The sequence below is a fragment of the Dickeya parazeae Ech586 genome (assembly GCF_000025065.1).
Lineage (GTDB): Bacteria > Pseudomonadota > Gammaproteobacteria > Enterobacterales > Enterobacteriaceae > Dickeya > Dickeya zeae.
In genome coordinates this window covers 993,856-1,019,022 of sequence record NC_013592.1, presented here as the reverse complement: position 1 = coordinate 1,019,022, position 25,167 = coordinate 993,856, and the positions used below count along the sequence as shown (strand labels likewise).

Sequence of the window (25,167 nt, the reverse complement as noted above, 5' to 3'; positions counted from 1 at the left end):
CTTAGCGCTCGTCGCGACGACCGGGGATCGCACCCCAAATACGCCGGGCGTGGACGGTAACCTCTTCACGGTCGTGATAGAGATGCTTGGCGTGAATCTCGAAGTTAATGCCGTTCTCTTCCAGTCGCTGCGCCAGCAGGGCCAGATTCTGGGTCACTTCCTCATAGCGCTTTTTCATCGGCAGCTTGAGGTTGAAGATCACTTCACGACACCAGCCATTGACCAGCCAGTCCGCCATACGGCTGGTGACTTTGGCCGGTTTTTCCACCATATCGCACACCAGCCAGTAGATATTGTTGCGCGGCGGTTCAAAACGAAAACCGTCTGCCTGATGGTGGATCACCTGTCCGGTATCCATCAGGCTCTGCGCCATCATACCGTTATCGACGGCATGCACCATCATACTGCGTTTGACCAGTTGGTAGGTCCAGCCCCCGGGGCAGGCCCCCAAATCCACCGCGAACATACCACTGCCGAGGCGCTCATCCCACTCGTCGGCCGGTACGAAAACATGAAATGCCTCTTCCAGCTTCAGCGTCGAACGGCTGGGGGCGTCCGCAGGGAATTTCAGCCGGGGGATCCCCATATAGAACGGCGAATTGTTATTGCTGTAGGAATAACCGACATAGCAGCAACCTGGGGCAATGAACAACACATGAATCACCGGGCGGTTGGCTTTCTCCTGCGCCAGCAGGATGCGGTTTTCCCGCAGTGCAGCGCGCAGCGGCACCGTGAACTTGCGACAGAACTTCATCAGTTCCTTGCTTTCATTGGTGTCCGGTACTTCAACCCGCAACTCACCGGCACGTTCCAGCGCCCCGGTCAGCATGCCCACTATCGGCGTGATGCGATCTTCCGGCGGTAAGTCACGCAATAACTCGCCACAGACCATCATCTGACGTGCAAACACCAATTCCTGGAACGGTAACTCTTTAATCAGTCGATCGGCATCTTCATGCTGGTAACACTCAAACACCACATAACCGCTGTTGTCTTTTACCCGTACAAAGCCATACACGTTATGACGCGCCGCTTTGTCGGTAATTTCCGCCGCGCACTCTTTCTCAAACCCAGGGCGGCAATACAAAATCACTTTATTCATGCTACTCAGCCTTTTTCTTTAAGCGTAAGGCTCCAATTAACAGTAACAGCCATCCTGTCAGGAAGCAGAAGCCCCCTACCGGGGTGACAAATACCCATAGTTTGAGCTGCGACAAGGCCAGGCAATACAGACTACCGCTAAACAGCAGCGTACCTAGCGCCAGAAACGCCGCACTCCAGTAAAACCAGACATTCGCCCGTTGATGCATCATCACCGACAACACCAGAATCACCAGCGTATGAAACGCCTGATACTGGAGCCCGGTATGCAACCAGGACATTTCTGCTTCGCCCAGCGACTTGCTCAGTACATGTGCGCCAAATGCGCCCAATGCCACGTAGACAAACCCACTGACGGCAGCGAATATCAGCATAAAACGGCTGTTCATCGTTCGAGTGTATCCATTATCAAGAAAAAGAGACTGAACCCGGTGGGCTCAGCGTAAACGGAATGTGCAACGAAAACGGTCGATCAACGCGCCGTGTTATCGTAGCGGAAACGGAATTTTTCCTGTTCGCTGGCCGCACGCGCCAGGATCCACTGACGAAAGGCGGCTATTTTACCCAGTTCCGCCTGGCTGTCATGACAAACCAGATAAAACGCATTTTTACTGACCAGCACGTCATTAAACGGGCACACCAATCTGCCAGCCTCAATTTCCGTTTGCGCCATCACATTGTTAGCCAAGGCCACCCCTTGCCCATGGATCGCCGCCTGCAACACCATCGCACTATGACTAAAAATCGGCCCTTGCTGCACATTAATTTGTGCGATACCTAGCTGGCGGGTGTAAGCCAGCCAGTCACGCCGAGAGGCATCATGCAACAGCGTATGCCATGCCAAATCCGCCGGCGTTTTCAGCGGATGCTCTCCTGCCAGTAACTGCGGCGCACAAACCGGTAGCAGATACTCAGCGTACAGCTTTTCCACCCGCAGTCCCGGCCAGTTGCCTCGACCGTAAAAAATCGCCACATCCACATCATCGGACAACCGCTCTTCTTCCCGGTCAACAGCCTGAATTCGCACATCAATACCGGGGTATTCGGTATTAAAACTCGACAAACGGGGGACCAGCCAGTGGATGGCAAAGCTGGGCAGCAGGCTGACGGTTAGCGCACCTTTAGCACTCCGTGCCTGCAACTTGCGGGTTGCCTCATTGAGAGCGGAAAAGATTTCTTTGATATCCAGAAAATAGCTCTGCCCTTCCTCCGTCAGCAACAAAGAACGGTTACGACGACGGAACAATTTCAGGCCGAGAAAATCCTCCAGCGATTTGATCTGATGACTGACGGCAGCCTGGGTAACAAATAACTCTTCGGCCGCACGGGTAAAGCTCAGGTGGCGGGCAGCAGCATCAAACACACGTAGGGCATTGAGAGGCGGCAATCGTTTCGACATAAACCGGATTCTTCATAAGCGGCTTATCCCGGTAGCCGTACCGCGATTTGCCATTAGTTTTTGTAATCCGATGCATTATAAATTGTCCGTTGAGGATGTACCAGCAAATACCTATAGTAGCGCCACTTCCCTGAGCCGGAACGAAAAGCGCACCAGCTAGCTGATGTGTTTTTGGCTTGTGGTTGTGATGTTGTGTTTGCTATTTATTTACTGTCTGCATTTCAGACGTGGTAGCGATGCTACCTTATCATTTCCTGTACATTTACCCTGTCTGTCTAAGTGATTTTTGCATAGCACCGCATTTTTGCGGTGCTTTTTTTTCGTCTGTACTTTCCACTCAGACGCTATCCGTCACTTCGCTTCCGTCATTGATTTCAGATCATTACGGTTAATCTGTTGATGATGGCCGTAGGCGTCGGTGTAACTAATCAGGCCCGTTTCCTCATCCACTTTGGGTTTACCATTAGCAACAATAGTCCGCCCATCAGAGGTTTCTAACACATAGTTGCTGGAACAGGCTGACAGCGACAACACCATACCCAGCGCGATAAGAGTGATAATCTTATTCTTCATAATTAACTCCTGATGATTTTTAATGCCTAAATTACGGCATTTCTCGTTATTAAACGCTAAAACCAGCAAGATTAAGGGTAGCAAGGTGTGCACAGTTTTCGTTCAGGATCGTCCTAAACTTGTTTCAGCCACAAAAATGGGACAGGATCTATCGTTCAACAGAGGATCGACATGAAACCGTTCAATGCCCCATATTTTCGCCAGCACTTTCCTGCGCTTCGTCAGCCAGGCGTCTATCTCGACAGCGCCGCCACTGCGCTGAAACCTGACGTCGTCATCACCGCGATTGAGCAGTGTTACGCCAGTGAAACGGGTAATGTGCACCGCAGCCAGCACCGTGCTGCCCGCCAGTTGTCAGCATCATTTGAACTGGCGCGCGAAAAAGTCGCCAGCTTCATTGGCGCGCAACAGGCGCGCAGCATTGTCTGGACGAAAGGGACAACGGAAGCCATCAACCTGGTGGCGCAATGTTATGCCCGCCCCCGGTTACAGCCCGGTGATGAAATTCTGGTCTGTGAATCCGAGCACCACGCGAACCTGATCCCGTGGCTGATGGTGGCGCAGCAAACCGGGGCGTGCGTGGTAAAACTGCCGATTGGCGCAGACCATCACCCCAACCTCCATCTGCTCCCCTCGCTGCTCACTACCCGAACCCGTCTGCTGGCAATTAGCCAGATGTCGAATGTGACCGGCGGAATGCCGGACCTGCGACTCGCGATTACACTGGCACATCAGGCCGGTGCCGTGGTGATGGTCGATGGCGCGCAAGGTATTGTGCATGGGCAAACGGATATCTCGGCGTTAGATGCCGACTTTTATGCCTTCTCTGGTCACAAACTGTATGGCCCGACCGGTATCGGCGTGCTGTACGGCAAACCCGACCTGCTGGAAAGCATGCCGCCCTGGCAAGGAGGGGGAAAAATGATGACGACGGTATCGTTTGACGGTCTTACGCCTCAATCGATCCCGCAACGGTTTGAAGCGGGTACGCCACATATTGCTGGGGTTATCGGTCTGGCGGCAGCGATTGACTGGTGGCAGCAACAGGATCGTATCGCCGCAGACAAGCACAGCATCACGTTAGCGAGCGATGCAGAGCAACAACTGAGCGTATTGCCCGGCTTTCGCAGTTTCCGGGCTCCCAATTCCAGCCTGCTGTCCTTCACTATAGAAGGTGTACATCACCATGATCTGGTGACATTGCTGGCAGAAGACGGTATCGCGCTGCGGGCAGGCCACCACTGTGCCCAACCGCTGATGGCGGCGCTGGGGGTCGCGGGCACGTTGCGTGCTTCATTTGCGCCCTACAACCAGCAGCAGGATGTAGACCAGCTGGTCCACTCGACCCAAAAAGCACTTGAATTACTGATGGATTGATTGATGACTACCGACTCCACACATCACCCGTTTGGTACCGATATCGATGAAGCGGCATTGATAGCGCGGTTTAGCGCCTGCCGCTCCTGGGAAGAGCGGTACCGCCAGTTGATTCTGCTCAGTAAAACCTTGCCGTCCCTACCGGAAGCCTATCGTCAGGAGCAGATTGAACTGTCTGGCTGTGAAAACCGCGTTTGGCTGGGATATCAACGCCAGACGGACGGCACACTGCATTTCTATGGCGACAGCGACGGCCGCATTGTGCGTGGATTGCTGGCTATCATATTGACAGCGGTGGAAGGTAAAAAGGCACAGTCGTTACGACAGAACGACCCGCTGGCGCTGTTCGATACGTTGGGTCTGCGTACCGAACTGAGCGCCTCACGCGCAGGCGGGCTGGCCGCGCTGGCCAACCGCATCCAGGAGATCGCCAGTCACGAATCCTGATTGGATGCCGCAGCCTGACGGGCATCACGCGCCATCATTTTTTTCAACGCATGGGATACAGCCACAAAACCAAACGTGGCAGTCACCATCGTCGCGGCACCAAAACCGGATGCACAGTCCATACGCTTCACACCATCAGCGGTGCTGCGTGACGCGCAAACCGAGCCATCCGGCTGCGGGTAGACCAGAGGCTCACTGGAAAACACACAATCGATCCCTAGCTTACCTTTGCTGTTCTTAACGATATTGAAATCGTGCTTTAACCGCTCGCGTAGCTTGGCCGCCAGCGGATCCTGAATGGTTTTCGCCAGATCGACGACTTCAATACGAGTGGGATCAATCTGCCCTCCCGCTCCGCCGGTCGTCACCACCGGAATCTTGTTACGGCGGCACCAGGCCAGCAGTGCGGCTTTAGGGCGCACGCTATCAATCGCGTCAATCACATAGCTAAAACGCTTATCCAGCAGTTCCGCCACGTTATCCGCGCTGATGAAATCATCAACGCAAGTCACCTGACATTCCGGGTTGATCGCCAGAATGCGCTGTGCCATCACCTCGGTTTTCAACTGTCCGGTGTGCTGGCGCAAGGCGTGAATCTGCCGGTTGGTGTTGCTGACGCACACATCATCCATGTCAATCAGGGTAATCGCGCCGATACCGGTGCGAGCCAACGCCTCAGCTGCCCATGAGCCAACCCCGCCGATACCGATAACACAGACATGTGCCCCGGCAAACAGCGACAACGCCCGCTGGCCGTACAATCGCGCCGTACCGCCAAAACGCTGCAAATAACTTTCGGATAACTGCGTACTCATCGCCCACCTTCTTTCAATCAAAAACGGCAGCGATGATACCCCAGTCAAACGGTTTACGCAGCGTATACCGCTCCAGAAGCGTTACTTGTGGGTCATCCTGTTGTCTAACCCTCTTCCCTTGCCTTGTCTGGTTACCACAAGCTGGTTTACACAAGCCAAGCCGACACGCCTATTTATCGCGCTGGCAGGTGACGAACGCCGGCGAGCTGTGGCACTTTAGCTACTGACGCATCATGAAACCCAGCGCTGCCGGAGAAAGAACCATGCATGTTGACCTGATCCCCGCCACCGAATCCGATATCGACTTCCTGCTACAACTACGCTGGCTCACCATGGGGAAATACCTGACGGATATTGGCGCCTCGACAGACGCCGAGAGCCTGATGCGCCGTGTGCGTTATGGATTCGAACACGCACATATCGTAGAGGTCGACGGACAACCTGCCGGGCTGTTCAAGTATTGTTTCATGCCGCAAGAGCAACATTGGTATCTGATGCAGATTCAAATCCACCCGGATTTTCAAAACCGTGGGCTTGGCAAACAACTGATTGAAAAGCTGCTCGCTCAGGCATGCACGCAACACCAGCCGGTGGTGCTGAGCGTGCTGAAAAATAACCCGGCCCGCCATCTGTATCACCGGCTGGGGTTTCGGGTCACCGACCAAAACGAGCGTGAGTTCATTATGACTTGCCTCCCCAACACACCATGAAACGCGGTTAAGGATTAGCATGAATATCGCCATTCTGGATGACTATCAGGACGTCGTCAGACAACTGAATTGCTTTTCGCTGTTGCAAGGCCATCAGGTCCGGATTCTGAATAAAACCTATACCGATACCGCCCAACTGGCGGCCCAACTGCGGGGCGTTGACGCGCTGGTGCTGATTCGCGAACGCACGCGTATCACCGACGCGCTGTTGAGCCAGCTCCCGTCGCTAAAACTGGTCAGCCAGACCGGTAAAGTGAGCCAGCACCTCGATGTAGGCGCTTGCACCCGGCATGGTGTTGCGGTGGCTGAAGGGACAGGCTCACCGATTGCGCCCGCGGAATTATGCTGGAGCCTTATCATGGCGGCATCACGCCACCTTCCTGGCTATAACGCGCAGTTGACGCAGGGCAATTGGCAGCAAAACGGCCCGCTGGGGCTCGGGAGAACCTTACATGGTCTGACGCTCGGTATCTGGGGATACGGTAAAATCGGGCAGCGTATCGCCCGCTATGCTGCCGCCTTTGGAATGACAGTGTTGGTGTGGGGCAGTGACAGATCGCGGGAGCTGGCGCGCCAGCACGGTTTTACCGCTGCCGACAGCAAGGCATCCTTTTTCGCCAGCGCGGATATTCTGTCGTTACATCTGCGTTTGAACGCAGCCACACGCCACTGCGTCACTCAGGAAGACCTCGCACTGATGAAACCGGACTCGCTGTTCGTTAACATCAGCCGCGCCGAACTGGTGGAGCCGGGCGCGCTCTGGCATGAACTCCGAGCTCATACGGGCAAACAGGCAGCCCTGGACGTATTCGACAATGAGCCAGCCACGTCAGAAAACGAACCGCTGCTAACGCTGCCAAATGTCCTGGCTACACCGCATATCGGTTATGTCGAACGAGGTAGCTACGAGCTGTACTTTAAAACCGCCTTCGAAAATGTGGTGGCGTTTGCTGCTGGTCACCCAACCAATCTGGTGAACCACGCAGCGCTTGCCGACACACATTCTCATGATACCGCTGCAGGAACCGAGTAATGCACACGCCCACCATCACGCTGCGTAAGGCTCGCCGGGCCGATGCACCGGCCGCATTTGAACTGCGCAATCGCGCCATCTTGCACGGTTGCCGACACGATTACACGGCAGAACAGCTACAGCTGTGGACCAGCGGTGAATTCAGCGAGAAATTTGAAAACACCGTCACCCACCATTTTCATCTGGCAGAAATAGCCGCCCGGATCGTCGGGACGGGGATGATCAATCTTCATACCGGAATGATAGATGCGGTGTTCGTTGAGCCGGACGTGATGGGGCAAGGCGTCGGCAAACGGATGATGCTGCATCTGGAAGCGTTAGCCCGCGCGGCGGGTCTGGCGGAAATCAGGCTCGATGCCACCCTTAACGCCGCACCGTTTTACCGCGCTCAGGGGTTCGAAGGCGATGAGGTCAGTCTTTATCAATCGCCGCGCGGATTTTCACTGCCCTGTATCCAAATGGTCAAAGCTATCGGTTGATATATTCCCGCCAGCGTGCACGCTGGCGGGGCCACACATTAATGTGGATTGCTGCCCATCAGCCCACCAGTACTTGTGGCAGCGCCGTTGCTTGCACTGAGCAACGGCATGGCAGAGGAAGATTGCGCGTTTTTCAGCACCCACACCCGGCCATAATGGTTGTAAAACCCGGCGGCATGACCCGCTTCCGGGCCGATCCCCTGATAGATGTCGAAGTGCTGTCCTTTAATCGCGCCTCCCACATCCAGCGCTACCATCAGGCGCATCTCATACTTACCGGTAAACTTGCCTTGTGCGTCCAGCAGCGGGACTTCCGCCAGCAACGTGGTACCCGCCGGTATTAATGAACGGTCAGACGCGACCGAAGCTCGCGCTACCAGCGGTACCGCGCTCGCCCCTTTGACGGGCATTGATGCCATAGACTTAAAGAACACAAAAGAAGGATTCTGCACCAGCAGGTCTCGCACTTCCGCCTCGGAGTGCCGATCGGCCCACTGCCGAATGGCCTGCATCGACATCTCTTCTCGGGGAACTTCGCCTCGGTCAATCAATATCTTGCCGATACTGCGGTAAGCATGGCCGTTTTTGCCGGCGTAACCAAAAAAGGTCAAAGGACCACCATCACCAAAATCAACATAGCCGCTGCCCTGCACTTCCATCATGAAGTTGTCCATCAGCGAATTGGTCCAGGCGATAGCCAGTTCGTTGCTCAATGCGCCGGAATAAATGGCGGCACGGTCCGGTAAACGGCCGTTTTTACGCACACGCGGCATGGCATACAACGGGAATCGGAACTCACCCTGACGGTAGCGACGCGCCTGCACCACCGGGGTGTAATAACCGGTAAATTGCACGTTGCCGAAACTGTCGACACCTTCCATCTGCCAGGCATTGAGACCGAACTGCGTCAGTTGGCGCGTGTCACCACCAGACTGGAGCCAGTTTTGGACAGCCTGAAAAATATCACTGTTACGAGAGTAGAGGCCGGGAGAGGAGGCCTGGATCTGGCTAATCTGCTGAGAAAAATCGCCTGCATTCACCGGCTTGCCATTGGCATTCGGCGTATTTACCCACTCCAGCGGTTGATCAAGACGCCCATCTTTATACTGTTGACCGCGATCGCTGGGCCGGGTCTGGCAGCCTGCCAGAATCGCGATGACCACACCGGTCAACACGTATTTCCCCCACCATCCTTTCATTTTCCGTGCTCTCTTGTTTTCTTGAGTGTGAAACCACGCAAAACGATAGCAAACAGACGGAGGTAATAAAACGCATCATGACAAAATGGGCCTCAGCAGTCTAAAAAAGAAACACCATGATGAGATTTTCACCATCTATCTGTAAAAACGTAGACTATTTGAAAAAAGAGGTTGCATCGAATCGAACGCGGAGTATAGTGCGCATCCACGGACGCGGGGTGGAGCAGCCTGGTAGCTCGTCGGGCTCATAACCCGAAGGTCGTCGGTTCAAATCCGGCCCCCGCAACCAATTGATGTACCAGCATCATACTAAAAGTAAGAAGACGGACGCGGGGTGGAGCAGCCTGGTAGCTCGTCGGGCTCATAACCCGAAGGTCGTCGGTTCAAATCCGGCCCCCGCAACCAATAAATAGACACCCTGATGGGTGTTTTTTTATGCCTGTCGTTCAGACTATTTTCTTCACACGCCTAACGCGCCTGCGCTGCAAAATAAGCCTTTATCCCATCCATAATAGATTGTGCTACCTGCTGCTGAAAACGACTGGTTCGCAGCTTACGCTCTTCCTCCAGATTACTGATGAATGCCGTTTCCACCAGCACGGATGGAATATCCGGCGCTTTCAGCACCGCAAAACCGGCCTGATCAACACTGTTCTTATGTAGATGATTGACGGTTCCCAGCCGGTGCAAGATCTCCTTACCAAACTTCAGGCTATCGTTAATGGTCGTGGTTTGCACCATATCAAACATCGTGCTGTCTAAATAGTGATCACCACTGAGACTCACGCCCCCTATCAAATCCGATTCATTCTGCGTTTGTGCCAGATAACGCGCCGCTGAACTGGTCGCGCCTTTTTTAGACAAGGCAAACACGGAAGAACCGCGAGCTGAGCGGTTGGAAAAAGCATCGGCATGGATAGAAACAAACAAATCGGCACGCTGTTTACGCGCTTTGGCGACCCGTACCTTCAGCGGAATGAACACATCCTCATTGCGGGTCATGTAGACCTTCATATTGCGTTCACGCTCAATCAACGCTTTCAAGCGCCGGGCAATTTGCAGCACCACATCTTTTTCGCGGGTTCGGTTTTTACCGATAGCGCCAGGGTCTTCGCCACCGTGCCCCGGATCCAGCATAATAATCAGCGGTCTTTCACGTCCGCCCCTACCATCGTTAGGCCTTTCCGGCGGCAACGTCCGCTCCAGATCACCTTTGTTGTAATCCTCCAGCAAGGCCAGTAGCGGATCATCCGCATTATCATAACGCCCGGCGGCAGGATACAAATCCATGACCAATCGATGTCGAAAGCCCGCGACCGGAGCCAGTGTAAACAGCCTGGGGTTAACCTTCTGGCGCAGCTCCAGCACCAGTCGTACGGTATTTTTATCGAATTGTCCGGCCCGTGCCGTCTTGATGAAGGGATCCAGCCGCTCGAATTGTCGGCCCGCATTTTTCAGCACACTGTTTAGCGAGGCATTTTCGATATCGACGACCAGTCGGTCAGGGTGTTCCAGCATAAATTGCCGGTACTTGAGCGGCTGGCTGGATTCCAGCGTCACGCGGCTATACGCTGAAGAAGGCCACACTCGCACAGCAATCACCTGCGAGGTAGCGGCAAGCCCCACGCCACTGATACTCAATAACCAGGTGGCGGCGGCGCCCTGCAATAAATGACGACGGGTCAGATGGTGTTTCGGATCAGACATGCGGCTCCGCTAATGACTATAAAAATCAGACAGATTGAGAAAAACGTCAAAAACTTTAACCAATACCTCTCACGCTGTCATGCAAAAATCATTTTCATGTTTTTTACTGTGTCAGACGGGCTTCGTTAAACTATAAGGTCAGACCGAAAAGTTATCGCTTGCCTTTTGGTTTACAAGGAATAAAAATACGAAAATATCGAATAAAAATTCAAGAGGGCTCGCAGTGAAGGAACGTAGTACAGAACTGGTTCAAGGCTTCCGCCACTCAGTTCCTTACATCAACGCACATCGTGGTAAAACGTTTGTCATCATGCTCGGCGGCGAGGCCATCGAACACGAAAATTTTACCAAAATTGTTAATGATATCGGCCTGTTACACAGTCTGGGTATCAAGCTGGTGGTGGTTTATGGCGCACGCCCCCAGATAGATGCGAATCTGATGGCCCATCACTATGAACCTCGCTATCACAAGCATACTCGCGTAACGGACAGCACCACGCTGGAGCTGGTGAAACAGGCGGCCGGTATGCTGCAACTGGATATCACCGCACGGCTGTCGATGAGTCTGCTGAACACGCCGTTGCAGGGTGCACACATCAATGTGGTCAGTGGTAACTTTATCATCGCCCAGCCTCTTGGGGTGGATGATGGCGTAGATTACTGCCACAGCGGACGCATCCGCCGCATTGACGAAGAAGCGTTACATCGTCAGTTGGACAGCGGTGCAATCGTGTTGCTGGGACCGGTAGCGGTTTCCGTCACTGGCGAAAGTTTCAATCTGACCTCAGAAGAAGTCGCCACCCAGTTGGCTATCAAGCTCAAAGCCGAGAAGATGATTGGCTTTTGTGCCTCTCAGGGGGTCACGAATGTCGAAGGCAACATCGTATCGGAGTTGCTGCCCGACGAAGCCCAACTGCGCATTCAGTCACTGGAAGACGCGGGCGACTACAACTCCGAAGTCGTACGCTTCCTGCGCGGAGCGGTGAAAGCCTGCCGCAGCGGAGTGCGCCGCAGCCATTTGATAAGTTATCAGGAAGATGGCGCGTTGCTGCAGGAACTGTTCTCCCGTGACGGCATCGGTACCCAAATCGTGATGGAAAGCGCCGAGCAAATCCGCCGGGCAACCATCAACGATATCGGTGGGATTCTGGAGCTGATTCGTCCGCTGGAACAACAGGGTATTCTGGTGCGCCGCTCTCGCGAGCAACTGGAAATGGAGATCGACAAATTCACCGTTGTGGTCCGCGACAATCTGACCATTGCCTGTGCCGCACTCTATCCGTTTCCAGAGGAAAGTATCGGTGAAATGGCCTGCGTGGCGGTCCACCCGGAATACCGCAATTCATCGCGTGGCGATCAGTTGCTGCATCACATCTCCGTGCAAGCGCGCCAGCAAGGGTTAAAACGCTTGTTTGTATTGACCACCCACAGCATTCACTGGTTCCAGGAACGTGGTTTCCAGCCAGCGGAAGTGGCGGTGTTGCCAAAACGTAAGCAAGAGCTTTACAACTACCAACGTCGCTCCAAGATTCTGGTCATCGACCTGTAAGCAGCTTAGTTAAAGCAGTACTGATGATGTCATAACGCGTGGCCCATCGCCACGCGTTACCTCTCTCCCTGAAGGGAATTACGCCGGTACATCGCCAGGTAGCGCCGCCTGTCGCCCCACTACCTGTCTGTTACCTATCTCCGTGTTTACTGCGTTTCCGTCTGTTTTTGCTCAACGGGCTTTAGCGGTAGCGTTTGTTGCAGCGCGGACGTTGAGGCATAGAATTGCCACTCCGATGGCCGGGCATAGTCAACATGCCCACTCGCACTCCCGGAAATCTGGGACAAAATGGCCAACCCTTGCGGATGCAACGCCTGCCGGAAAAAGTCCGTTAATTGTGCCGATGAGATGGACGCCAACTGGCCGATCAACTGCTGGCGAGTATCGAAGGCAAAGTTCTCACGGTCGAGATCGCCACGCAAACGGGCCGCTTCTTCATCCAACGTCTGAGGCGGCTGGCTGAGCGCATTGATAAGCCCCTGCTTATTCTGGGCAAAAGTCTCGGCGCTCATTGCGTTCAACCGCTGCTCAGTCTTGCCAAAAAAGTCCTGATAACGCTGATAAAGGTAAGCCGGTTGCTTGTTATTGCTTTGCAACAGGAACGCAATCCCCCACTGCCGGTCAATGGAAACCGGTGTGGCAAACACGGCATATCCCAATTGCTCATCAGTCCGCAATTGATTAAAGAACCAAGGGTGAATAATCTGCCCTAGCAGCTTGCTGTACGCCGCACTCTGTACTTCGCCATATCCCGCCGGAATATAGACCGCCGCCAGCGCCGAATCGGTGCTGCTGCCAGCACGTTGCAACATGGCCTTTTGTGACTGACTAATGCTGACGGCTTGCCCACGCCACCACTGCGTACCCCCGCAGCCAAGACGCTCATGCAGGTTATACGACAGGCTGACCACTCTCTCTTGAGCCAGATTACCCACCACCAGCATCTCCGGCGCCGCCTGCTGCAACAACGCCTTACGGTATTCCATCAGCTCCTGCAGCGTAATGTCCTTGAGCAAATTGCGTCGTTCGCTTCGCTCACTATACGGTACGCTCGATAACCCCTGAATGGGGAACATCGCCTGTTCATAGGCTTTAGCCTTCTCACTGGCGTCGAGCTGCTCGGCGTACCAGGATTTCGCCTGCTCCAGTTGCTCTTGCGTCGAATTGAAACTGGCATACTGCTCAACCAGTGTCAGCAGTAATTCTGGCAGGTGCTGGGTATAGCCGCTGGCTGTCATCACCAACCCGTCATTGCTACTGGTCGAAAAGCTGATACCGCCGACTGAAGCCTGATAACTAAGCGCATCCAGCGCGACACCCGCCAGATAATCGTTCAGGGCGAACAGCACTTGGTGGCGGGCAGAATCATTCGCCATGCGGTTACGCAACATCACGGTGATATCGGCTTTGGGTTCGCTGGCAAAATGGCGGCTTGGCATGTAAAACACCCGCAACCCCGGCTGATCGACCACTTTCCTGGGGTGCGTAATCGCCGCATCAGCCGTGATCAGTGAAAAATCATCCGGGATATAAGGGTTAGGTGTCGGTAAGCTGAGCGCCAACGATTGGCCCATTTGCTGCCATTTTGTCATCCTGGCATCGCCGATTTTATCCACCTGATAAGGTGCGCCGACAAAATAGGCTTCTTTGTCATGGGGTTGTTCCGGGCTTATCACCCAAATGCGGGCATTCTGTGGCGTCATGCCCGACAACCGACTCTTGATAGCATCAGGATCAAAGCGATCAGCCAGATAAGGCCCTTCAAGGGTGTACTCCACCGGCAACCGCAACATGGTATCCACCAGCCATTCCACATACCCCATATCACGGTTCAGAGAGGGGTAGCGAAAGTCAATGTTGAGCACTCGCGAGATCTCATCGAAGTAACGCGACTGAATGCCTTCGTTGCGCAGTTTATCCAGATAGCTGAATACGGCGGCAATCACATCATCCTGCTGTTCCAGTCCCTTGTCAGTCAAATCGACACTGATATTGAATACACCGCTGTTACGCTCGGACATTGGGTCAGAGCTGGCACGAATGGACTCGGCCAGCCCCTGCTTCTGCAACCAGTCAGAAAGCGTATTTTGGCTACGATTACCGATCAGATAACTGATATAGGTATCTGTTTTACTGCGAAACGCCGGGCTGTTGTTATCAACCCGAAACTCAATTTTTAGCTGTTTGCGAGGTTGCGCCGGAACATAGTGAATAAACAGCCCGCGTTGCTCATCTGTGACTACCGGTGTGGTAATCGGCGGCACACTCACCTGATGATTCGCAATCCGACCAAATGTCGAGGCCGCAATAGCCGCCAGCGCCGGCAACGGCTGCTTGCCATAAATCACGCCTTTCATCAGATTGGCGGAGTAATAACGCTGGTAGAACGCCACCAGTTCATCATGCAGCTTACTGCCGGGCTTATCACTAAGGGTTTCCAGATTGCCGCCTGCAAAGCGGGAACCTGGATGTGCCGGGTTGATGGTTTCCGCCCCGACCTGCGCCATACGCAGCCCATCGCGAGCTCGAGCCATAGTCAATTCCGCATTAACCGCATGACGTTCACGATCGGCGTTGATGGGGTCAAGCAGTGGTTCTGCTATCGCATCCGCCAGCCGGTCAACTGCTGGTTGTAACGCGTCATTCTCCACCTCAAGGTAAAACGCCGTGCGGTAAGAAGCCGTGCTAGCATTGTGACTGCCGCCATGCATTTTCAAAAATTCGGCCAACCCATCGGTCTGTGGATAGCGTTTCGACCCCATCAGCAACATATGTTCCAGATAATGGGCCAACCCAGGTTGCTGCGGGGGGTTATCCAGCGAACCGACCGGTAACGCTAGCGCCGCCAGTGAGCGGGTAGCCTGAGCATCAGAAACCAGCAGTACCGTCATCCCATTGTCGAGCCGTATCGCCTGATACTGTCTTACATCATTCTCACTCTTTCGTATCGTCTGCGGCAGTGGCTGCCAGCCATCCGACGCCTGAGAGAGCGGTAACCAGAAAAACAACAGCAGTACGCTAAACCACACACAAAATTTCCGCATTACTCTCTCCAGAGGCGTTATATAGGCTCTTATTTCAGGCTACGGGTTACCGCGTTGTTCAACAGCATCGGGGGCATCACAAAACCAGCGGCTGAGCGCCGCCCGGTAGCGATAAGGCGTGACCACCGTCACCGTTATGCGACGGCAAAACGGCGGATAGGCTTGTTCGGTACGGTTTACGTCCCATCCAGCTGGAACGAGCGGCGACGATAAAACCGGCCCGACGTTTTCACCTTCCAGTTTCTGGTGAGCCAGCCGCCACGCCTGACGCTGTTGCATCTGATGCAACAATGATTGCTGAAGTACCTGATGATATTGCAAGAGCCCTGCCAACGAAACCGCGAATAACAGCATTGCCACCAGTGTTTCCGGCAAACTGAAGCCAGCACTCGCGCAGCCCACTCGCTTTTCATTGCACCGGAACACAGGCCTGCTCCATCGCATCTGGACAAAAATCTGACCACCCACCCATAATGGGCCGGATATAGCCCTCTGCTGTTGTGACATCGATCATAACCCGGTGATAAAACGTCAACGGTTGCAGTTCGCCATCAACCTGTCCTTCACCTCGCAACAACCCGGAACGGTCATCGTGATTGATACGCAGGCACGCGCGTAATTGTGCCGACGGCAAGGTTTGACATTGCCATTCATCACTCACCGGCCAGCGTAATGACATGCCCCAGTTCAGTGATGACAATCCTTGATTGAAAGCCTGCCAGAAACGCTGCTCCTCAATACCTTGCTGCAACTGGAGATCCAGCTGGCGTTGTAACCCACCCAACATCAACATCCCTATCATCATCACCAGCATAACGACCACCAGTATGCTGCCCCGCTGTTGTCTATATGGTGGTCTATATGGATGCCTATAGGGGCTGTGTGATCTATGTAACCGGCGTGATGTGCGTTGCCTAACCCGCATGATTTCTCCCGGCCACCAGACTCTCAACCTGCTGGCGCTGCCTGGGACGTGTTGTCCAGTAGCCCGCCAGCAATAACCGGTAGCGCGGCTGCACACCGGAAGTCTCCCTGGTGACCTCAAAACGGGTAATCGTCACCTCGCTGGGATCCAGTAACTTCTCCCATCGATTTCCCTGACAGCGTGGGCCACCCGTTTGCACCTCCAGCGTACCAGCACGCAAGCGGTAACTAAAAAACTCCGGCTCAGATTGCTCTGCCGTTTCGAAGCGGCCATTGCGATTCACGTCGTAAGCAGCCGACAGACAGTTCACTTGATTCGAGGCGTCAGCCTCCAGCGTCAATGCTGTTCCCTGACAACTACCGCCACAAAATCCGGCACGTCGAATATCTTTTTCTATGCCGAACAACGTCTGCCTCAACACGTGCTCCAGACGGAGCTGGCTGGTACTGTCTTGCGTCTTGGCCCGCAGCAACGGCAACAGTTGTGCCACCGCCAGCATAGTCACACTACTCAGCGCCATCGCCAGCATCACTTCCGGCAGGGTAAAACCGCGGACACGTCGTCTGGTCGATACGATCAGCATAGTGGTATCCCCTGCACTGGCTGTAATTCGCTACAAAGGCGCAAGCGCCCACGTACTGAAATCACTACCCGTACGCGCCCTGCCGGGTTACCCACGGTGAGGTGCCCGGCTTGCGCCGCATTGCGCAATCCGTAAAACATCAGCCGATCGCTGGTCGTTTCGACGAGTGCGACGTCCTGCGAAGCGCGGGTAAAAATGAAAGGGCTGTCCGGTGGGCAGGCAGCAGGTTCAGTACCACGCCCTATGCACCAGTTGCCGGGCGCTGATTTGACCCACAGACTGTCATTCTGATTACGCCAGTAAGCATTCGCCTGTACACGGCCGATGAACGCCAGCATGTGGCGGGCATGCTGTTCCAGCATCAACGCCTGACGGTAAGACAGCCATCTGTGCCACCCGCCGCCTGCCAGCAACGCCACAATGGTTATCACCACGATTAATTCCAGCAGGGAAAAACCCTGCTGCCTACGGTTGGTTTTGTCCATAGCGGTGATTTTAAAGTGCAGTATCAGTATGAATAGCGTTGAAGCATGAAGTTACAGGACGTATCGCAAACAGTATGGGGGGCAACGGCAACAGACAGGGGAAATGCGCGACTGCTCGCAAACTGGCAGCCACCTTTCCATCTACAGATAAAAAACCGCCCATCGAAAGGTACCGGACGCAACAGGAAACGCACTTTCCATTGTCGGCCGTACCCGCCTTTGGGCGGTGAGATTCGTGCGGGACGAAGAGTTAGACCGCTACCGGTGCCTTGATGGCCGGGTGTGGGTCATACCCCTCAATGTCGAAATCTTCAAAACGATAATCAAACAACGACTCCGGACGACGTTTGATAACCAACTTAGGCAAGGGACGCGGTTCGCGGCTAAGCTGCAGACGGGTCTGCTCCAGGTGGTTGTTGTAGAGATGGGTATCGCCACCGGTCCAGACGAAATCGCCGACTTCCAGATCGCACTGCTGCGCCATCATGTGCACCAGCAACGCATAGCTGGCGATGTTAAACGGCAGGCCCAGGAAGATGTCGCAGGAACGCTGGTACAACTGGCAGGAGAGTTTACCGTTAGCGACATAGAACTGGAAAAAAGCATGGCACGGTGCCAACGCCATTTTATCCAGTTCCCCCACATTCCAGGCGGAAACGATAATGCGGCGCGAATCCGGATCCTGTTTCAGTTGTCTTAGCACGGTCTGTAGCTGGTCTATCTGACGGCCATCCGCCGCCCCCCAGGCACGCCACTGCTTACCATACACCGGCCCCAAATCGCCATTCTCGTCCGCCCATTCATCCCAAATGGTGACCTTATTGTCATGCAGGTAACCGACATTGGTATCGCCATTGAGAAACCACAACAGTTCGTGGATGATCGAGCGCAGGTGGCAACGCTTAGTGGTCACCAACGGGAACCCCTCCTGCAGGTTGAAACGCATCTGATGACCGAAAATCGATAACGTTCCCGTGCCCGTGCGGTCATCCTTGGGAGTCCCTTCTTCGAGCACTTTTTTCATCAGTTCCAGATACTGTTTCATACCACCTCTATCTCAATAATTTTATTAACCATTACTGCCGGGCTGACTGGCGACGGTACGCCCATACCATCATCAGGATACCCGCTAACACCATCGGTACCGACAGAATCTGCCCCATACTGATGCCGCTAAACAGCCCCAATTGTGCATCCGGCTGGCGGAAAAATTCCACAATAATACGGAAACAGCCGTAGCCGATCAGAAACAGCCCAGACACGCTGCCCATCGGGCGCGGTTTACGAATAAACACATTCAGAATGATGAACAGCACCACCCCTTCCAGCGCCAGTTCATACAACTGCGACGGATGACGCGGCAATACACCGTATTGGTTAAAAATGGCCTGCCACTGCGGGTTGCCTGCCGCCAGCGCCATATCCTCGCCGCGAGAACCGGGGAACAGCATCGCCCACGGCGTGTCTGTCGTGACCCGGCCCCACAGTTCACCATTGATGAAGTTACCCAGACGGCCCGCACCCAGACCAAACGGAATCAATGGAGCAATAAAATCAGAGACCTGAAAGAAATGGCGTTTGGTACGGTGCGCAAACCACAGCATAACCGTGATAACACCCAATAACCCGCCGTGGAAAGACATGCCACCGTCCCACACCCGGAACAGATAGAGCGGATTATCCAGAAATAAAGGGAGGGCATAAAACAATACATAACCCAGACGGCCGCCGACAAACACACCAAGGAAACCGAAATAGAGCAGGTTTTCTACTTCGTCTTTGTGCCATCCGCTACCCGGTTTGTTCGCACGGCGTACCGCCAGCCACATGGCGAATACAAACCCGACTAAATACATCAATCCATACCAGTGCAGGGAAACCGGTCCTAATGAAAAAATTACCGGATCAAACTTGGGAAACTCCAGATAGCTCGTCGTCATCGATCACCACATTCTTGTTGCTTTGTCCCTGATTTCGGGGCTATTAAGGGGCCGAGAGAAGGCAGCACCGCCATCGCCCGTCTGCGGTTGCGCATAATAGCATAGCCAGTAGAAACAGTTGGCAGCGAGGGAATAAAAGAACTGTAAACATTTCCGGGTAGCGCAGCCCGGATGAATGAATCAGGGTAGATAAATCTGGATAGAAAGTCGGGTGGAGAAATCCAATTGCCTGCGTTTAGCGCCCGCCGCGAATCAGACCGCCCAATCCCCGCTCTTCAATGAAAATCGACGCCCACTGGCGGACTTCACTGGCGGTTTGCGCGTTAAGTACTTTGTTGACCAGTTGGCGTGTTTCATCCTCGCCAATGCGGCGCAACAGGTATTTGATGCGGGCAACGCTGCGTCCGTTCATGCTCAGCGTACGGAACCCGAGACCAATCAGTAACAACGCGCCCATCGGTTCGCCTGCCATCTCGCCGCACACCGAAACAGGCAGCCGATAATGATGGCACTGCGTGATTATCATGTTCAGCGCCTGCAACATTGAGGGATGCAAGCTGTCGTAAAGCGAACCAACGTGTGGATTATTGCGATCCACCGCCAGTAAATACTGGGTCAGGTCATTGGTACCGACGGAAACAAAATCGATACGGGATGCCAGATGCGGCAACAGGAATAACACCGACGGCACTTCAATCATAATGCCGATGCGTGGACGCGGCGACGGAAAGCCAAGCAGTTCCGACACTTCCGCCGCTGCCCGGTCGATCAGCCGTTTTGCTTCGTCGATCTCATCCAGGCTGTTGATCATCGGCAGTAAAATGCTCAAATTGCCGATATGGGCGTTAGCACGCAGCATGGCGCGAACCTGAATCATGAAGATTTCCGGCTGGTCCAGCGTGACACGAATACCGCGCCAGCCCAGACAAGGGTTTTCCTCGCTGATGGGCAGATAAGGCAACTGCTTGTCAGCGCCGATATCCAGCGTACGCAACGTCACCGGTCGGGTCGGATACAGCCGCAGCATGCCTTCATATTGCGTCATCTGCTCCTCTTCCGAAGGGAAGCCATTTTGCAGCATGAACGGAATTTCGGTGCGATACAGGCCGACGCCGTCAACCTGATTGATAAAACGCTTCTCATGCTCGGCACTCAGACCAGCATTGAGCATCACATCCACCCGTTCACCGCTTTTCAGCACCGCCGGGCGTTCCATATCGTCTTCCGCCAGCCGGGTGAGCTCGTTTTCTTCGCTCAGCAGGCGCTGATACTCCTGCACCAGCACCGGCTCCGGGTCAACCAGCAGCTCGCCGCGATACCCATCCAGCACCAGCAGGCGCTGATGCAGTAGCTCAGGCTGAATATCCGCGCCCATCAACGTGGGAATGCCCATCGCTCGCACCAAAATAGCGGCGTGGGAATTGGCAGCACCGTCATAGGCCACCACCCCGGCCAGACGATCCTGCGGTACTTCGGCCAGCAACGTAGCAGTCAGTTCGTCGGCCACCAGAATAAAGCGCGGCGGCCACTGCCCATTACTCTGGGCATTGTCGTCAAGGTGAAACAGCAGACGCTGACCTAACGCACGCAGGTCACTGGAGCGATCACGCAGGTAAGGATCCTGCAAACTGGCAAACTGCGCCGCGAACCGCTCGACAACGACTTTAACGGCCCACTCAGCTACACTGCCAGTATCCACTTCCTGAAACAAATCACGTTTCAGACGGGCATCGTTGAGCAAGTGGGAATAGAAATCGAAGATGGCTGCGCTCTCTTTTTGCGAGCTGGCACTAAAACGCTTGCTGAAACGGCGAAACTCCGCGCCAGCTTCTTCCATCGCCACCAACAATCGGGAACGTTCACGATCACTGTCAAGACTGGAGGCCGGAAACACCAATTCCAACGACGGCTGGCTACGGTCCTGCCAGCCCGGTGCAATAGCGACGCCGGAAGAAGCCGCCATCGCTTTAACGCGTGTCTGGCGGTATTGCCCGAACAACGCCTTCATTTGGGATAGGGAAAGGATGGCCGCCATCTGGGTGGCCAGCGTCACCATGAATGATTCTTCGTTTTTGTCGAACTGCCGGTGCTCGCGCTGCTGCACCACCAGCACGCCCAACAACTGACGCCGGTGGATAATCGGCACACCCAAAAATGACCGAAAATGCTGTTCACGGACAGCGGGAATAAACTTGAAGCTGGGGTGGCTTTGCGCATCCGCCAGATTGATAGGCTCCGCCCGTTCACCCACCAGGCCGACAATCCCCTGACCAAACGCCAGCGTGATGGTACGACCGCGCGGCTTTTTCAACCCACGCGTCGCCATCAGGTAATAACATTGACGATCGTGATCAGCCAGATAGATAGAACAGACTTCCGTATCCATCGCCAGACAGGTTTCATTAACCAGAATGTCCAACGCATCACTCAGCCGGGCAGCGGCCGCAACCTTTTCAATAATTTCTCGCAGTCGCGTGAGCATCATGATGTGTCGGATTATCCTCGTTTTCGTCTGGTGCCTGATGATATTCGGGTAGCCGAATTCTCCTGTAGCTGCATCACGGCGATGACAAATTCCTTCATCACCTTACGGTAAACATCCCGTTTGAACGACACCACCTGGCGTACCGGATACCAGTAGCTCACCCAACGCCAGCCGTCGAATTCCGGAGTGCCGCTGCTTTGCATATTGATGTCAGATTCATTACACATTAACTGTAGCAGAAACCATTTTTGCTTTTGGCCGATACATACCGGTTTTGTATCCCAACGCACCAAACGTTTTGGCAATTTATAGCGTAACCAGCTTCGGGTGGAAGCCAGGATACGAACATCCTTTTTCCGCAGCCCCACCTCCTCGAACAGTTCGCGGTACATGGCTTGTTCCGCGCTTTCTCCGGGGTTGATTCCCCCTTGAGGAAACTGCCAGGAGTGCTGGCCGTAGCGGCGAGCCCACAATACCTGACCCTGCCGATTACAAATTACAATACCAACATTCGGGCGGTAGCCATCATCGTCGATCACCGGACTACCTCGATAAACTAGAATGCAAAGATGACTCGATTGTTTCACACTCCTGGCAGACGGTAAACTCCCGCTTTACTTCCCTTTTATTGATGTGTTTGCTCCAATCGTGCCACATGTCGTTGGCTCGGGTCGCAGCCTTGCCATTCCCACGAGATTTTAGATAACACATCGGTAACCCACAGATAGGATCGAAGTTATAAACATTCGCATGGCAATTCCGTCGGTTTATTCACTTTTTCTGTGGACATCTTTGTGAAGAACATCATGAAAAAGTGAGCAAAACTCATATCAGCTTTTATGTGAGCGTGATCTACCCCGCTAAATTGCCATTCCCTTTCAACGAATTAACCTGCTTTTCCCCGTTCAATCCACTTCTCACCACCACCCGGTGCAAATCCGGTTTTCAGAATGGCGAAAGATCGCACTATGCCGGTTTTATCCACAGGCGAAGAGGGAAAACCAGCCAAAAAATCAGCAAAACCAGCAAAAGCACCGCCCGTCAAGGCTGTAAATCAAAACAGTAATCCTGAGTTATCCCGGTTATCCAAGAAATCTGTGGATAACATAGTGTAAAATCCTGTTCATTGCCGGTGTCTTGTCATGAACAAAAACCGGCAGTATGTTTTTCATTGTGGGGAACCGGAGAAAAATCATAAAAGAATCATGCTATTATTATTTTTCATCTGAATAGCTGAATGCCTGACGTTATCCCCCGTTATAGCTGTACTTTTTTTAATCAACCCTGTTATCAGTAACGGATACTCGATCCATGCAGACACCTACGCCCCATCAGGTACCGCCGGACAGCGAACACACACTGTTGCTACGGGCACAAGCGCTGGCCGGTTACTCACTGGCGGAACTGGCCCGTATCGCCCAATTACCGTTGCCTGCCGACCTGAAACGCGACAAAGGCTGGATAGGCGTCTTGCTGGAACGTTTTCTGGGTGCCAGCGCCGGTAGCAAACCCGAGCAGGATTTCCCTGATATCGGGATTGAATTAAAAACCATCCCGGTAGATGAACAAGGACGCCCGCTGGAAACTACCTTTGTCTGCGTAGCGCCGCTCACTGGCAACAGTGGCGTCACCTGGGAAAGTAGCCATGTGCGCCATAAATTGGCCAGAGTACTGTGGATTCCGGTGGAAGGTTCACGTCCCATTCCGCTGGGTGAACGCCGTATCGGTGCGCCGCTGTTGTGGAGCCCCAGTCCTGAAGAAGAACAACAATTACGTCAGGATTGGGAAGAATTGATGGATTTGATTGTGCTGGGCAAGGTGGAAAGTATTACCGCCCGTCACGGCGAGGTGTTGCAATTGCGCCCCAAAGCCGCCAATAGCCGGGCACTGACGGAGGCGATTGGCGAACACGGGCAACCGATTATGACGCTACCACGCGGTTTTTATCTGAAGAAAACCTTTACCACCCCGCTACTGGCCCGCCATTTTCTGTTGTAATACCCCAACGCGGCCGTATACCAGACGTCTCTGCCTACCGTATCGCGCTATCACCGGATACCCGACTTGCCGGAACCGTCGCCTGAAAAGAAAGCGGCGATAAATCCGCTTGCCTGTGCGGCATCAGGCCGGAGATAATAGTCATTTACATTTCGTTTAAGGATGCACTGAGATAATGTTCGATTGGATCGCAGACCCTAATGCCTGGCTGGCGCTAGGGACCCTCACCATATTAGAAATCGTCCTTGGTATCGACAACATCATCTTTTTGTCACTGGTCGTCGCCAAACTGCCTAAACATCAACAGAATAAAGCCCGACGTATCGGTTTACTCTGCGCCATGCTGATGCGGCTCTGCCTGCTGGCGTCCATCGCCTGGGTTATCAGGCTGACCAATCCGCTGTTTAGCGTATTCGGACAAGCCGTTTCGGCCCGCGACCTGATCTTGTTCCTCGGTGGTCTGTTCCTTATCTGGAAATCCAGCAAAGAAATTCACGAAACGATCGAGGGCGGCTCGGAAGATCATACATCACAGGTACATTCGTTCTTCGGTGCCATCGTGCAAATTATGCTGCTGGATATCATCTTCAGCCTGGATTCCGTGATCACCGCCGTTGGCCTGTCTGACCACCTGTTTATCATGATGGCTGCCGTGGTGATTGCCGTCGGTGTCATGATGTTTTCCGCACGTCCTATCGGTGAGTTCGTCGACCGTCACCCCTCGGTGAAAATGCTGGCGTTGTCATTCCTGATTCTGGTGGGCTTTACACTGATTCTGGAAAGCGTCGCGATTCATGTGCCGAAAGGCTACATCTATTTCGCCATGTTCTTCTCCATGTCGGTGGAAGCGCTGAACCTGATGCGCGGTAAGAAATCCGTCAAAAAACAGTAATTCTCTGGCGGGAAGCGGTGTATTCACCGTTTCCCCGCTTATCCTTACGTATCTTTTTAATTTTTTTACCATAAATCCTAACCTCATCCGAACAGCGCTTTGCTAGACTGAAAAAATATTCAATTTTTTTGCTAAACAATAGGTAAATTCAGCATGCGATCTCGGATAACAACCGCCATTGCCCTGACTTTTGTGGTCCTACTCTCCGGCTGTGCCAGCCACTATGTTATCGCCACGAAAGACGGTCAAATGCTGTTGACCAAAGGGAAACCCGTGCTGGATCCCGCAACCGGACTGCTCAGTTATACTGATGAAGATGGCGTACAACACCAGGTCAACAACGACGGTGTTTCTCAGATAATGGAACGCTAATCGGTTATTCAGGGCGGTTTGAGGGATACGGCCCAAACCGCCTTCGTTGCAGCC

26 protein-coding genes and 2 tRNA genes are annotated in these 25,167 nt (G+C 53.8%); 12 read left to right on the top strand and 16 right to left on the bottom strand.

Annotation, left to right across the window (positions count from 1 at the left end; all coding sequences use genetic code 11):
* Position 1 precedes the first annotated feature (1 nt).
* The 4 genes from rlmM to DD586_RS04585 form a co-directional block, all read right to left on the bottom strand.
* The gene (gene rlmM / locus DD586_RS04600; RefSeq protein ID WP_012883649.1) at positions 2–1,102 is read right to left on the bottom strand and encodes a 23S rRNA (cytidine(2498)-2'-O)-methyltransferase RlmM; all 1,101 of its coding nucleotides are present in this window, start codon (positions 1,100–1,102) and stop codon (positions 2–4) included.
* A gap of 1 nt (position 1,103) precedes the next feature.
* The gene (locus DD586_RS04595) at positions 1,104–1,490 is read right to left on the bottom strand and encodes a DUF423 domain-containing protein (protein ID WP_012883648.1); all 387 of its coding nucleotides are present in this window, start codon (positions 1,488–1,490) and stop codon (positions 1,104–1,106) included.
* Positions 1,491–1,573: 83 nt separating this feature from the next.
* Positions 1,574–2,500 carry a transcriptional regulator GcvA gene (locus tag DD586_RS04590; protein ID WP_012883647.1) on the bottom strand — a complete coding sequence of 309 codons (927 nt, stop codon included), beginning with the start codon at positions 2,498–2,500 and terminating at the stop codon, positions 1,574–1,576.
* A 351-nt stretch (positions 2,501–2,851) separates the two neighbouring features.
* Positions 2,852–3,073, bottom strand: coding sequence for a YgdI/YgdR family lipoprotein (locus tag DD586_RS04585; RefSeq protein WP_012883646.1), 222 nt, complete (start codon positions 3,071–3,073; stop codon positions 2,852–2,854).
* 171 nt (positions 3,074–3,244) lie between these two features.
* Here DD586_RS04585 and csdA point away from each other — a divergent pair, with 171 nt between their 5' ends.
* Positions 3,245–4,450 carry a cysteine desulfurase CsdA gene (gene csdA / locus DD586_RS04580; RefSeq protein WP_012883645.1) on the top strand — a complete coding sequence of 402 codons (1,206 nt, stop codon included), beginning with the start codon at positions 3,245–3,247 and terminating at the stop codon, positions 4,448–4,450.
* 3 nt (positions 4,451–4,453) lie between these two features.
* Complete coding sequence (csdE, locus tag DD586_RS04575) at positions 4,454–4,897, top strand: cysteine desulfurase sulfur acceptor subunit CsdE (protein WP_012883644.1); 444 nt, start codon at positions 4,454–4,456, stop codon at positions 4,895–4,897.
* On the opposite strand, the gene tcdA is transcribed toward csdE, so the two are convergent.
* Positions 4,885–5,712, bottom strand: a complete 828-nt coding sequence (tcdA, locus tag DD586_RS04570; protein WP_012883643.1) for a tRNA cyclic N6-threonylcarbamoyladenosine(37) synthase TcdA — start codon at positions 5,710–5,712, stop codon at positions 4,885–4,887. The genes csdE and tcdA overlap by 13 nt on opposite strands.
* Before the next feature lie 263 nt (positions 5,713–5,975).
* Here tcdA and DD586_RS04565 point away from each other — a divergent pair, with 263 nt between their 5' ends.
* The 3 genes from DD586_RS04565 to DD586_RS04555 are packed head-to-tail and all read left to right on the top strand — an operon-like array spanning position 5,976 to position 7,934.
* On the top strand, positions 5,976–6,422 hold the full coding sequence (locus DD586_RS04565) for a GNAT family N-acetyltransferase (protein WP_012883642.1): 447 nt from the start codon (positions 5,976–5,978) through the stop codon (positions 6,420–6,422).
* A 19-nt stretch (positions 6,423–6,441) separates the two neighbouring features.
* Complete coding sequence (locus DD586_RS04560; RefSeq protein ID WP_012883641.1) at positions 6,442–7,455, top strand: D-2-hydroxyacid dehydrogenase family protein; 1,014 nt, start codon at positions 6,442–6,444, stop codon at positions 7,453–7,455.
* A complete protein-coding gene (locus tag DD586_RS04555) occupies positions 7,455–7,934 on the top strand; it encodes a GNAT family N-acetyltransferase (RefSeq protein WP_012883640.1) in 480 nt (159 codons plus the stop codon). The genes DD586_RS04560 and DD586_RS04555 overlap by 1 nt, the downstream gene beginning before the upstream one ends.
* A gap of 38 nt (positions 7,935–7,972) precedes the next feature.
* Here the strand turns inward: DD586_RS04555 and mltA are convergent, their stop codons facing one another.
* Positions 7,973–9,133 (bottom strand): murein transglycosylase A, encoded by a 1,161-nt coding sequence (gene mltA / locus DD586_RS04550; protein WP_012883639.1) that lies wholly within the window; start codon positions 9,131–9,133, stop codon positions 7,973–7,975.
* A gap of 212 nt (positions 9,134–9,345) precedes the next feature.
* Here mltA and DD586_RS04545 point away from each other — a divergent pair.
* Positions 9,346–9,422 (top strand) — tRNA-Met (locus tag DD586_RS04545).
* Positions 9,423–9,461: 39 nt separating this feature from the next.
* Positions 9,462–9,538, top strand: a tRNA-Met gene (locus DD586_RS04540).
* Positions 9,539–9,601: 63 nt separating this feature from the next.
* On the opposite strand, the gene amiC is transcribed toward DD586_RS04540, so the two are convergent.
* Entirely contained in the window at positions 9,602–10,840 is a 1,239-nt protein-coding gene (gene amiC / locus DD586_RS04535) for an N-acetylmuramoyl-L-alanine amidase AmiC (protein WP_012883638.1), read from the bottom strand.
* 223 nt (positions 10,841–11,063) lie between these two features.
* On the opposite strand from amiC, the gene argA reads away from it, so the two are divergent.
* Positions 11,064–12,389 (top strand): amino-acid N-acetyltransferase, encoded by a 1,326-nt coding sequence (gene argA / locus DD586_RS04530; protein WP_012883637.1) that lies wholly within the window; start codon positions 11,064–11,066, stop codon positions 12,387–12,389.
* A gap of 146 nt (positions 12,390–12,535) precedes the next feature.
* Here argA and ptrA read toward each other — a convergent pair whose 3' ends face one another.
* The 9 genes from ptrA to rppH form a co-directional block, all read right to left on the bottom strand.
* A complete protein-coding gene (gene ptrA / locus DD586_RS04525) occupies positions 12,536–15,433 on the bottom strand; it encodes a pitrilysin (RefSeq protein ID WP_012883636.1) in 2,898 nt (965 codons plus the stop codon).
* 39 nt (positions 15,434–15,472) lie between these two features.
* Entirely contained in the window at positions 15,473–15,859 is a 387-nt protein-coding gene (locus tag DD586_RS04520) for a prepilin-type N-terminal cleavage/methylation domain-containing protein (protein WP_012883635.1), read from the bottom strand.
* The gene (locus tag DD586_RS04515; RefSeq protein ID WP_041164297.1) at positions 15,843–16,247 is read right to left on the bottom strand and encodes a YgdB family protein; all 405 of its coding nucleotides are present in this window, start codon (positions 16,245–16,247) and stop codon (positions 15,843–15,845) included. The genes DD586_RS04520 and DD586_RS04515 overlap by 17 nt, the downstream gene beginning before the upstream one ends.
* 100 nt (positions 16,248–16,347) lie before the next feature.
* A complete protein-coding gene (locus tag DD586_RS04510; RefSeq protein ID WP_012883633.1) occupies positions 16,348–16,941 on the bottom strand; it encodes a prepilin peptidase-dependent protein in 594 nt (197 codons plus the stop codon).
* Positions 16,935–17,426 (bottom strand): prepilin peptidase-dependent protein, encoded by a 492-nt coding sequence (locus tag DD586_RS04505; RefSeq protein ID WP_012883632.1) that lies wholly within the window; start codon positions 17,424–17,426, stop codon positions 16,935–16,937. The genes DD586_RS04510 and DD586_RS04505 overlap by 7 nt, the downstream gene beginning before the upstream one ends.
* Before the next feature lie 250 nt (positions 17,427–17,676).
* Entirely contained in the window at positions 17,677–18,471 is a 795-nt protein-coding gene (gene thyA / locus DD586_RS04500) for a thymidylate synthase (RefSeq protein ID WP_012883631.1), read from the bottom strand.
* 31 nt (positions 18,472–18,502) lie between these two features.
* Positions 18,503–19,366, bottom strand: a complete 864-nt coding sequence (lgt, locus tag DD586_RS04495) for a prolipoprotein diacylglyceryl transferase (RefSeq protein ID WP_012883630.1) — start codon at positions 19,364–19,366, stop codon at positions 18,503–18,505.
* A 235-nt stretch (positions 19,367–19,601) separates the two neighbouring features.
* Positions 19,602–21,848, bottom strand: a complete 2,247-nt coding sequence (gene ptsP, locus DD586_RS04490) for a phosphoenolpyruvate--protein phosphotransferase (protein WP_041164792.1) — start codon at positions 21,846–21,848, stop codon at positions 19,602–19,604.
* Between the two features lie 14 nt (positions 21,849–21,862).
* Positions 21,863–22,390, bottom strand: coding sequence for an RNA pyrophosphohydrolase (rppH, locus tag DD586_RS04485; protein WP_012883628.1), 528 nt, complete (start codon positions 22,388–22,390; stop codon positions 21,863–21,865).
* A gap of 411 nt (positions 22,391–22,801) precedes the next feature.
* On the opposite strand from rppH, the gene DD586_RS21950 reads away from it, so the two are divergent.
* From DD586_RS21950 to DD586_RS04465, 4 genes are all read left to right on the top strand, one after another.
* Complete coding sequence (locus tag DD586_RS21950) at positions 22,802–22,966, top strand: hypothetical protein (protein ID WP_157668883.1); 165 nt, start codon at positions 22,802–22,804, stop codon at positions 22,964–22,966.
* 196 nt (positions 22,967–23,162) lie between these two features.
* The gene (gene mutH, locus DD586_RS04475; RefSeq protein ID WP_012883627.1) at positions 23,163–23,849 is read left to right on the top strand and encodes a DNA mismatch repair endonuclease MutH; all 687 of its coding nucleotides are present in this window, start codon (positions 23,163–23,165) and stop codon (positions 23,847–23,849) included.
* A 175-nt stretch (positions 23,850–24,024) separates the two neighbouring features.
* Positions 24,025–24,741, top strand: coding sequence for a TerC family protein (locus DD586_RS04470; protein ID WP_012883626.1), 717 nt, complete (start codon positions 24,025–24,027; stop codon positions 24,739–24,741).
* A gap of 153 nt (positions 24,742–24,894) precedes the next feature.
* Positions 24,895–25,113 (top strand): YgdI/YgdR family lipoprotein, encoded by a 219-nt coding sequence (locus DD586_RS04465; RefSeq protein WP_012883625.1) that lies wholly within the window; start codon positions 24,895–24,897, stop codon positions 25,111–25,113.
* Positions 25,114–25,167 lie beyond the last annotated feature (54 nt).

Bases quoted from the DNA above. Each gene is read 5' to 3' on its own strand.
- DD586_RS04470 (WP_012883626.1), top strand. From the start codon at position 24,025: ATGTTCGATTGGATCGCAGACCCTAATGCCTGGCTGGCGCTAGGGACC.
- csdA (WP_012883645.1), top strand. From the start codon at position 3,245: ATGAAACCGTTCAATGCCCCATATTTTCGCCAGCACTTTCCTGCGCTT.
- mutH (WP_012883627.1), top strand. From the start codon at position 23,163: ATGCAGACACCTACGCCCCATCAGGTACCGCCGGACAGCGAACACACA.
- DD586_RS21950 (WP_157668883.1), top strand. From the start codon at position 22,802: ATGGCGAAAGATCGCACTATGCCGGTTTTATCCACAGGCGAAGAGGGA.
- DD586_RS04510 (WP_012883633.1), bottom strand. From the start codon at position 16,941: ATGCTGATCGTATCGACCAGACGACGTGTCCGCGGTTTTACCCTGCCG.
- rlmM (WP_012883649.1), bottom strand. From the start codon at position 1,102: ATGAATAAAGTGATTTTGTATTGCCGCCCTGGGTTTGAGAAAGAGTGC.
- tcdA (WP_012883643.1), bottom strand. From the start codon at position 5,712: ATGAGTACGCAGTTATCCGAAAGTTATTTGCAGCGTTTTGGCGGTACG.
- amiC (WP_012883638.1), bottom strand. From the start codon at position 10,840: ATGTCTGATCCGAAACACCATCTGACCCGTCGTCATTTATTGCAGGGC.
- ptrA (WP_012883636.1), bottom strand. From the start codon at position 15,433: ATGCGGAAATTTTGTGTGTGGTTTAGCGTACTGCTGTTGTTTTTCTGG.
- DD586_RS04565 (WP_012883642.1), top strand. From the start codon at position 5,976: ATGCATGTTGACCTGATCCCCGCCACCGAATCCGATATCGACTTCCTG.
- DD586_RS04590 (WP_012883647.1), bottom strand. From the start codon at position 2,500: ATGTCGAAACGATTGCCGCCTCTCAATGCCCTACGTGTGTTTGATGCT.
- DD586_RS04505 (WP_012883632.1), bottom strand. From the start codon at position 17,426: ATGGACAAAACCAACCGTAGGCAGCAGGGTTTTTCCCTGCTGGAATTA.
- DD586_RS04585 (WP_012883646.1), bottom strand. From the start codon at position 3,073: ATGAAGAATAAGATTATCACTCTTATCGCGCTGGGTATGGTGTTGTCG.
- ptsP (WP_041164792.1), bottom strand. From the start codon at position 21,848: ATGCTCACGCGACTGCGAGAAATTATTGAAAAGGTTGCGGCCGCTGCC.
- DD586_RS04555 (WP_012883640.1), top strand. From the start codon at position 7,455: ATGCACACGCCCACCATCACGCTGCGTAAGGCTCGCCGGGCCGATGCA.
- DD586_RS04465 (WP_012883625.1), top strand. From the start codon at position 24,895: ATGCGATCTCGGATAACAACCGCCATTGCCCTGACTTTTGTGGTCCTA.
- lgt (WP_012883630.1), bottom strand. From the start codon at position 19,366: ATGACGACGAGCTATCTGGAGTTTCCCAAGTTTGATCCGGTAATTTTT.
- DD586_RS04595 (WP_012883648.1), bottom strand. From the start codon at position 1,490: ATGAACAGCCGTTTTATGCTGATATTCGCTGCCGTCAGTGGGTTTGTC.
- mltA (WP_012883639.1), bottom strand. From the start codon at position 9,133: ATGAAAGGATGGTGGGGGAAATACGTGTTGACCGGTGTGGTCATCGCG.
- DD586_RS04515 (WP_041164297.1), bottom strand. From the start codon at position 16,247: ATGCTGGTGATGATGATAGGGATGTTGATGTTGGGTGGGTTACAACGC.
- DD586_RS04560 (WP_012883641.1), top strand. From the start codon at position 6,442: ATGAATATCGCCATTCTGGATGACTATCAGGACGTCGTCAGACAACTG.
- csdE (WP_012883644.1), top strand. From the start codon at position 4,454: ATGACTACCGACTCCACACATCACCCGTTTGGTACCGATATCGATGAA.
- thyA (WP_012883631.1), bottom strand. From the start codon at position 18,471: ATGAAACAGTATCTGGAACTGATGAAAAAAGTGCTCGAAGAAGGGACT.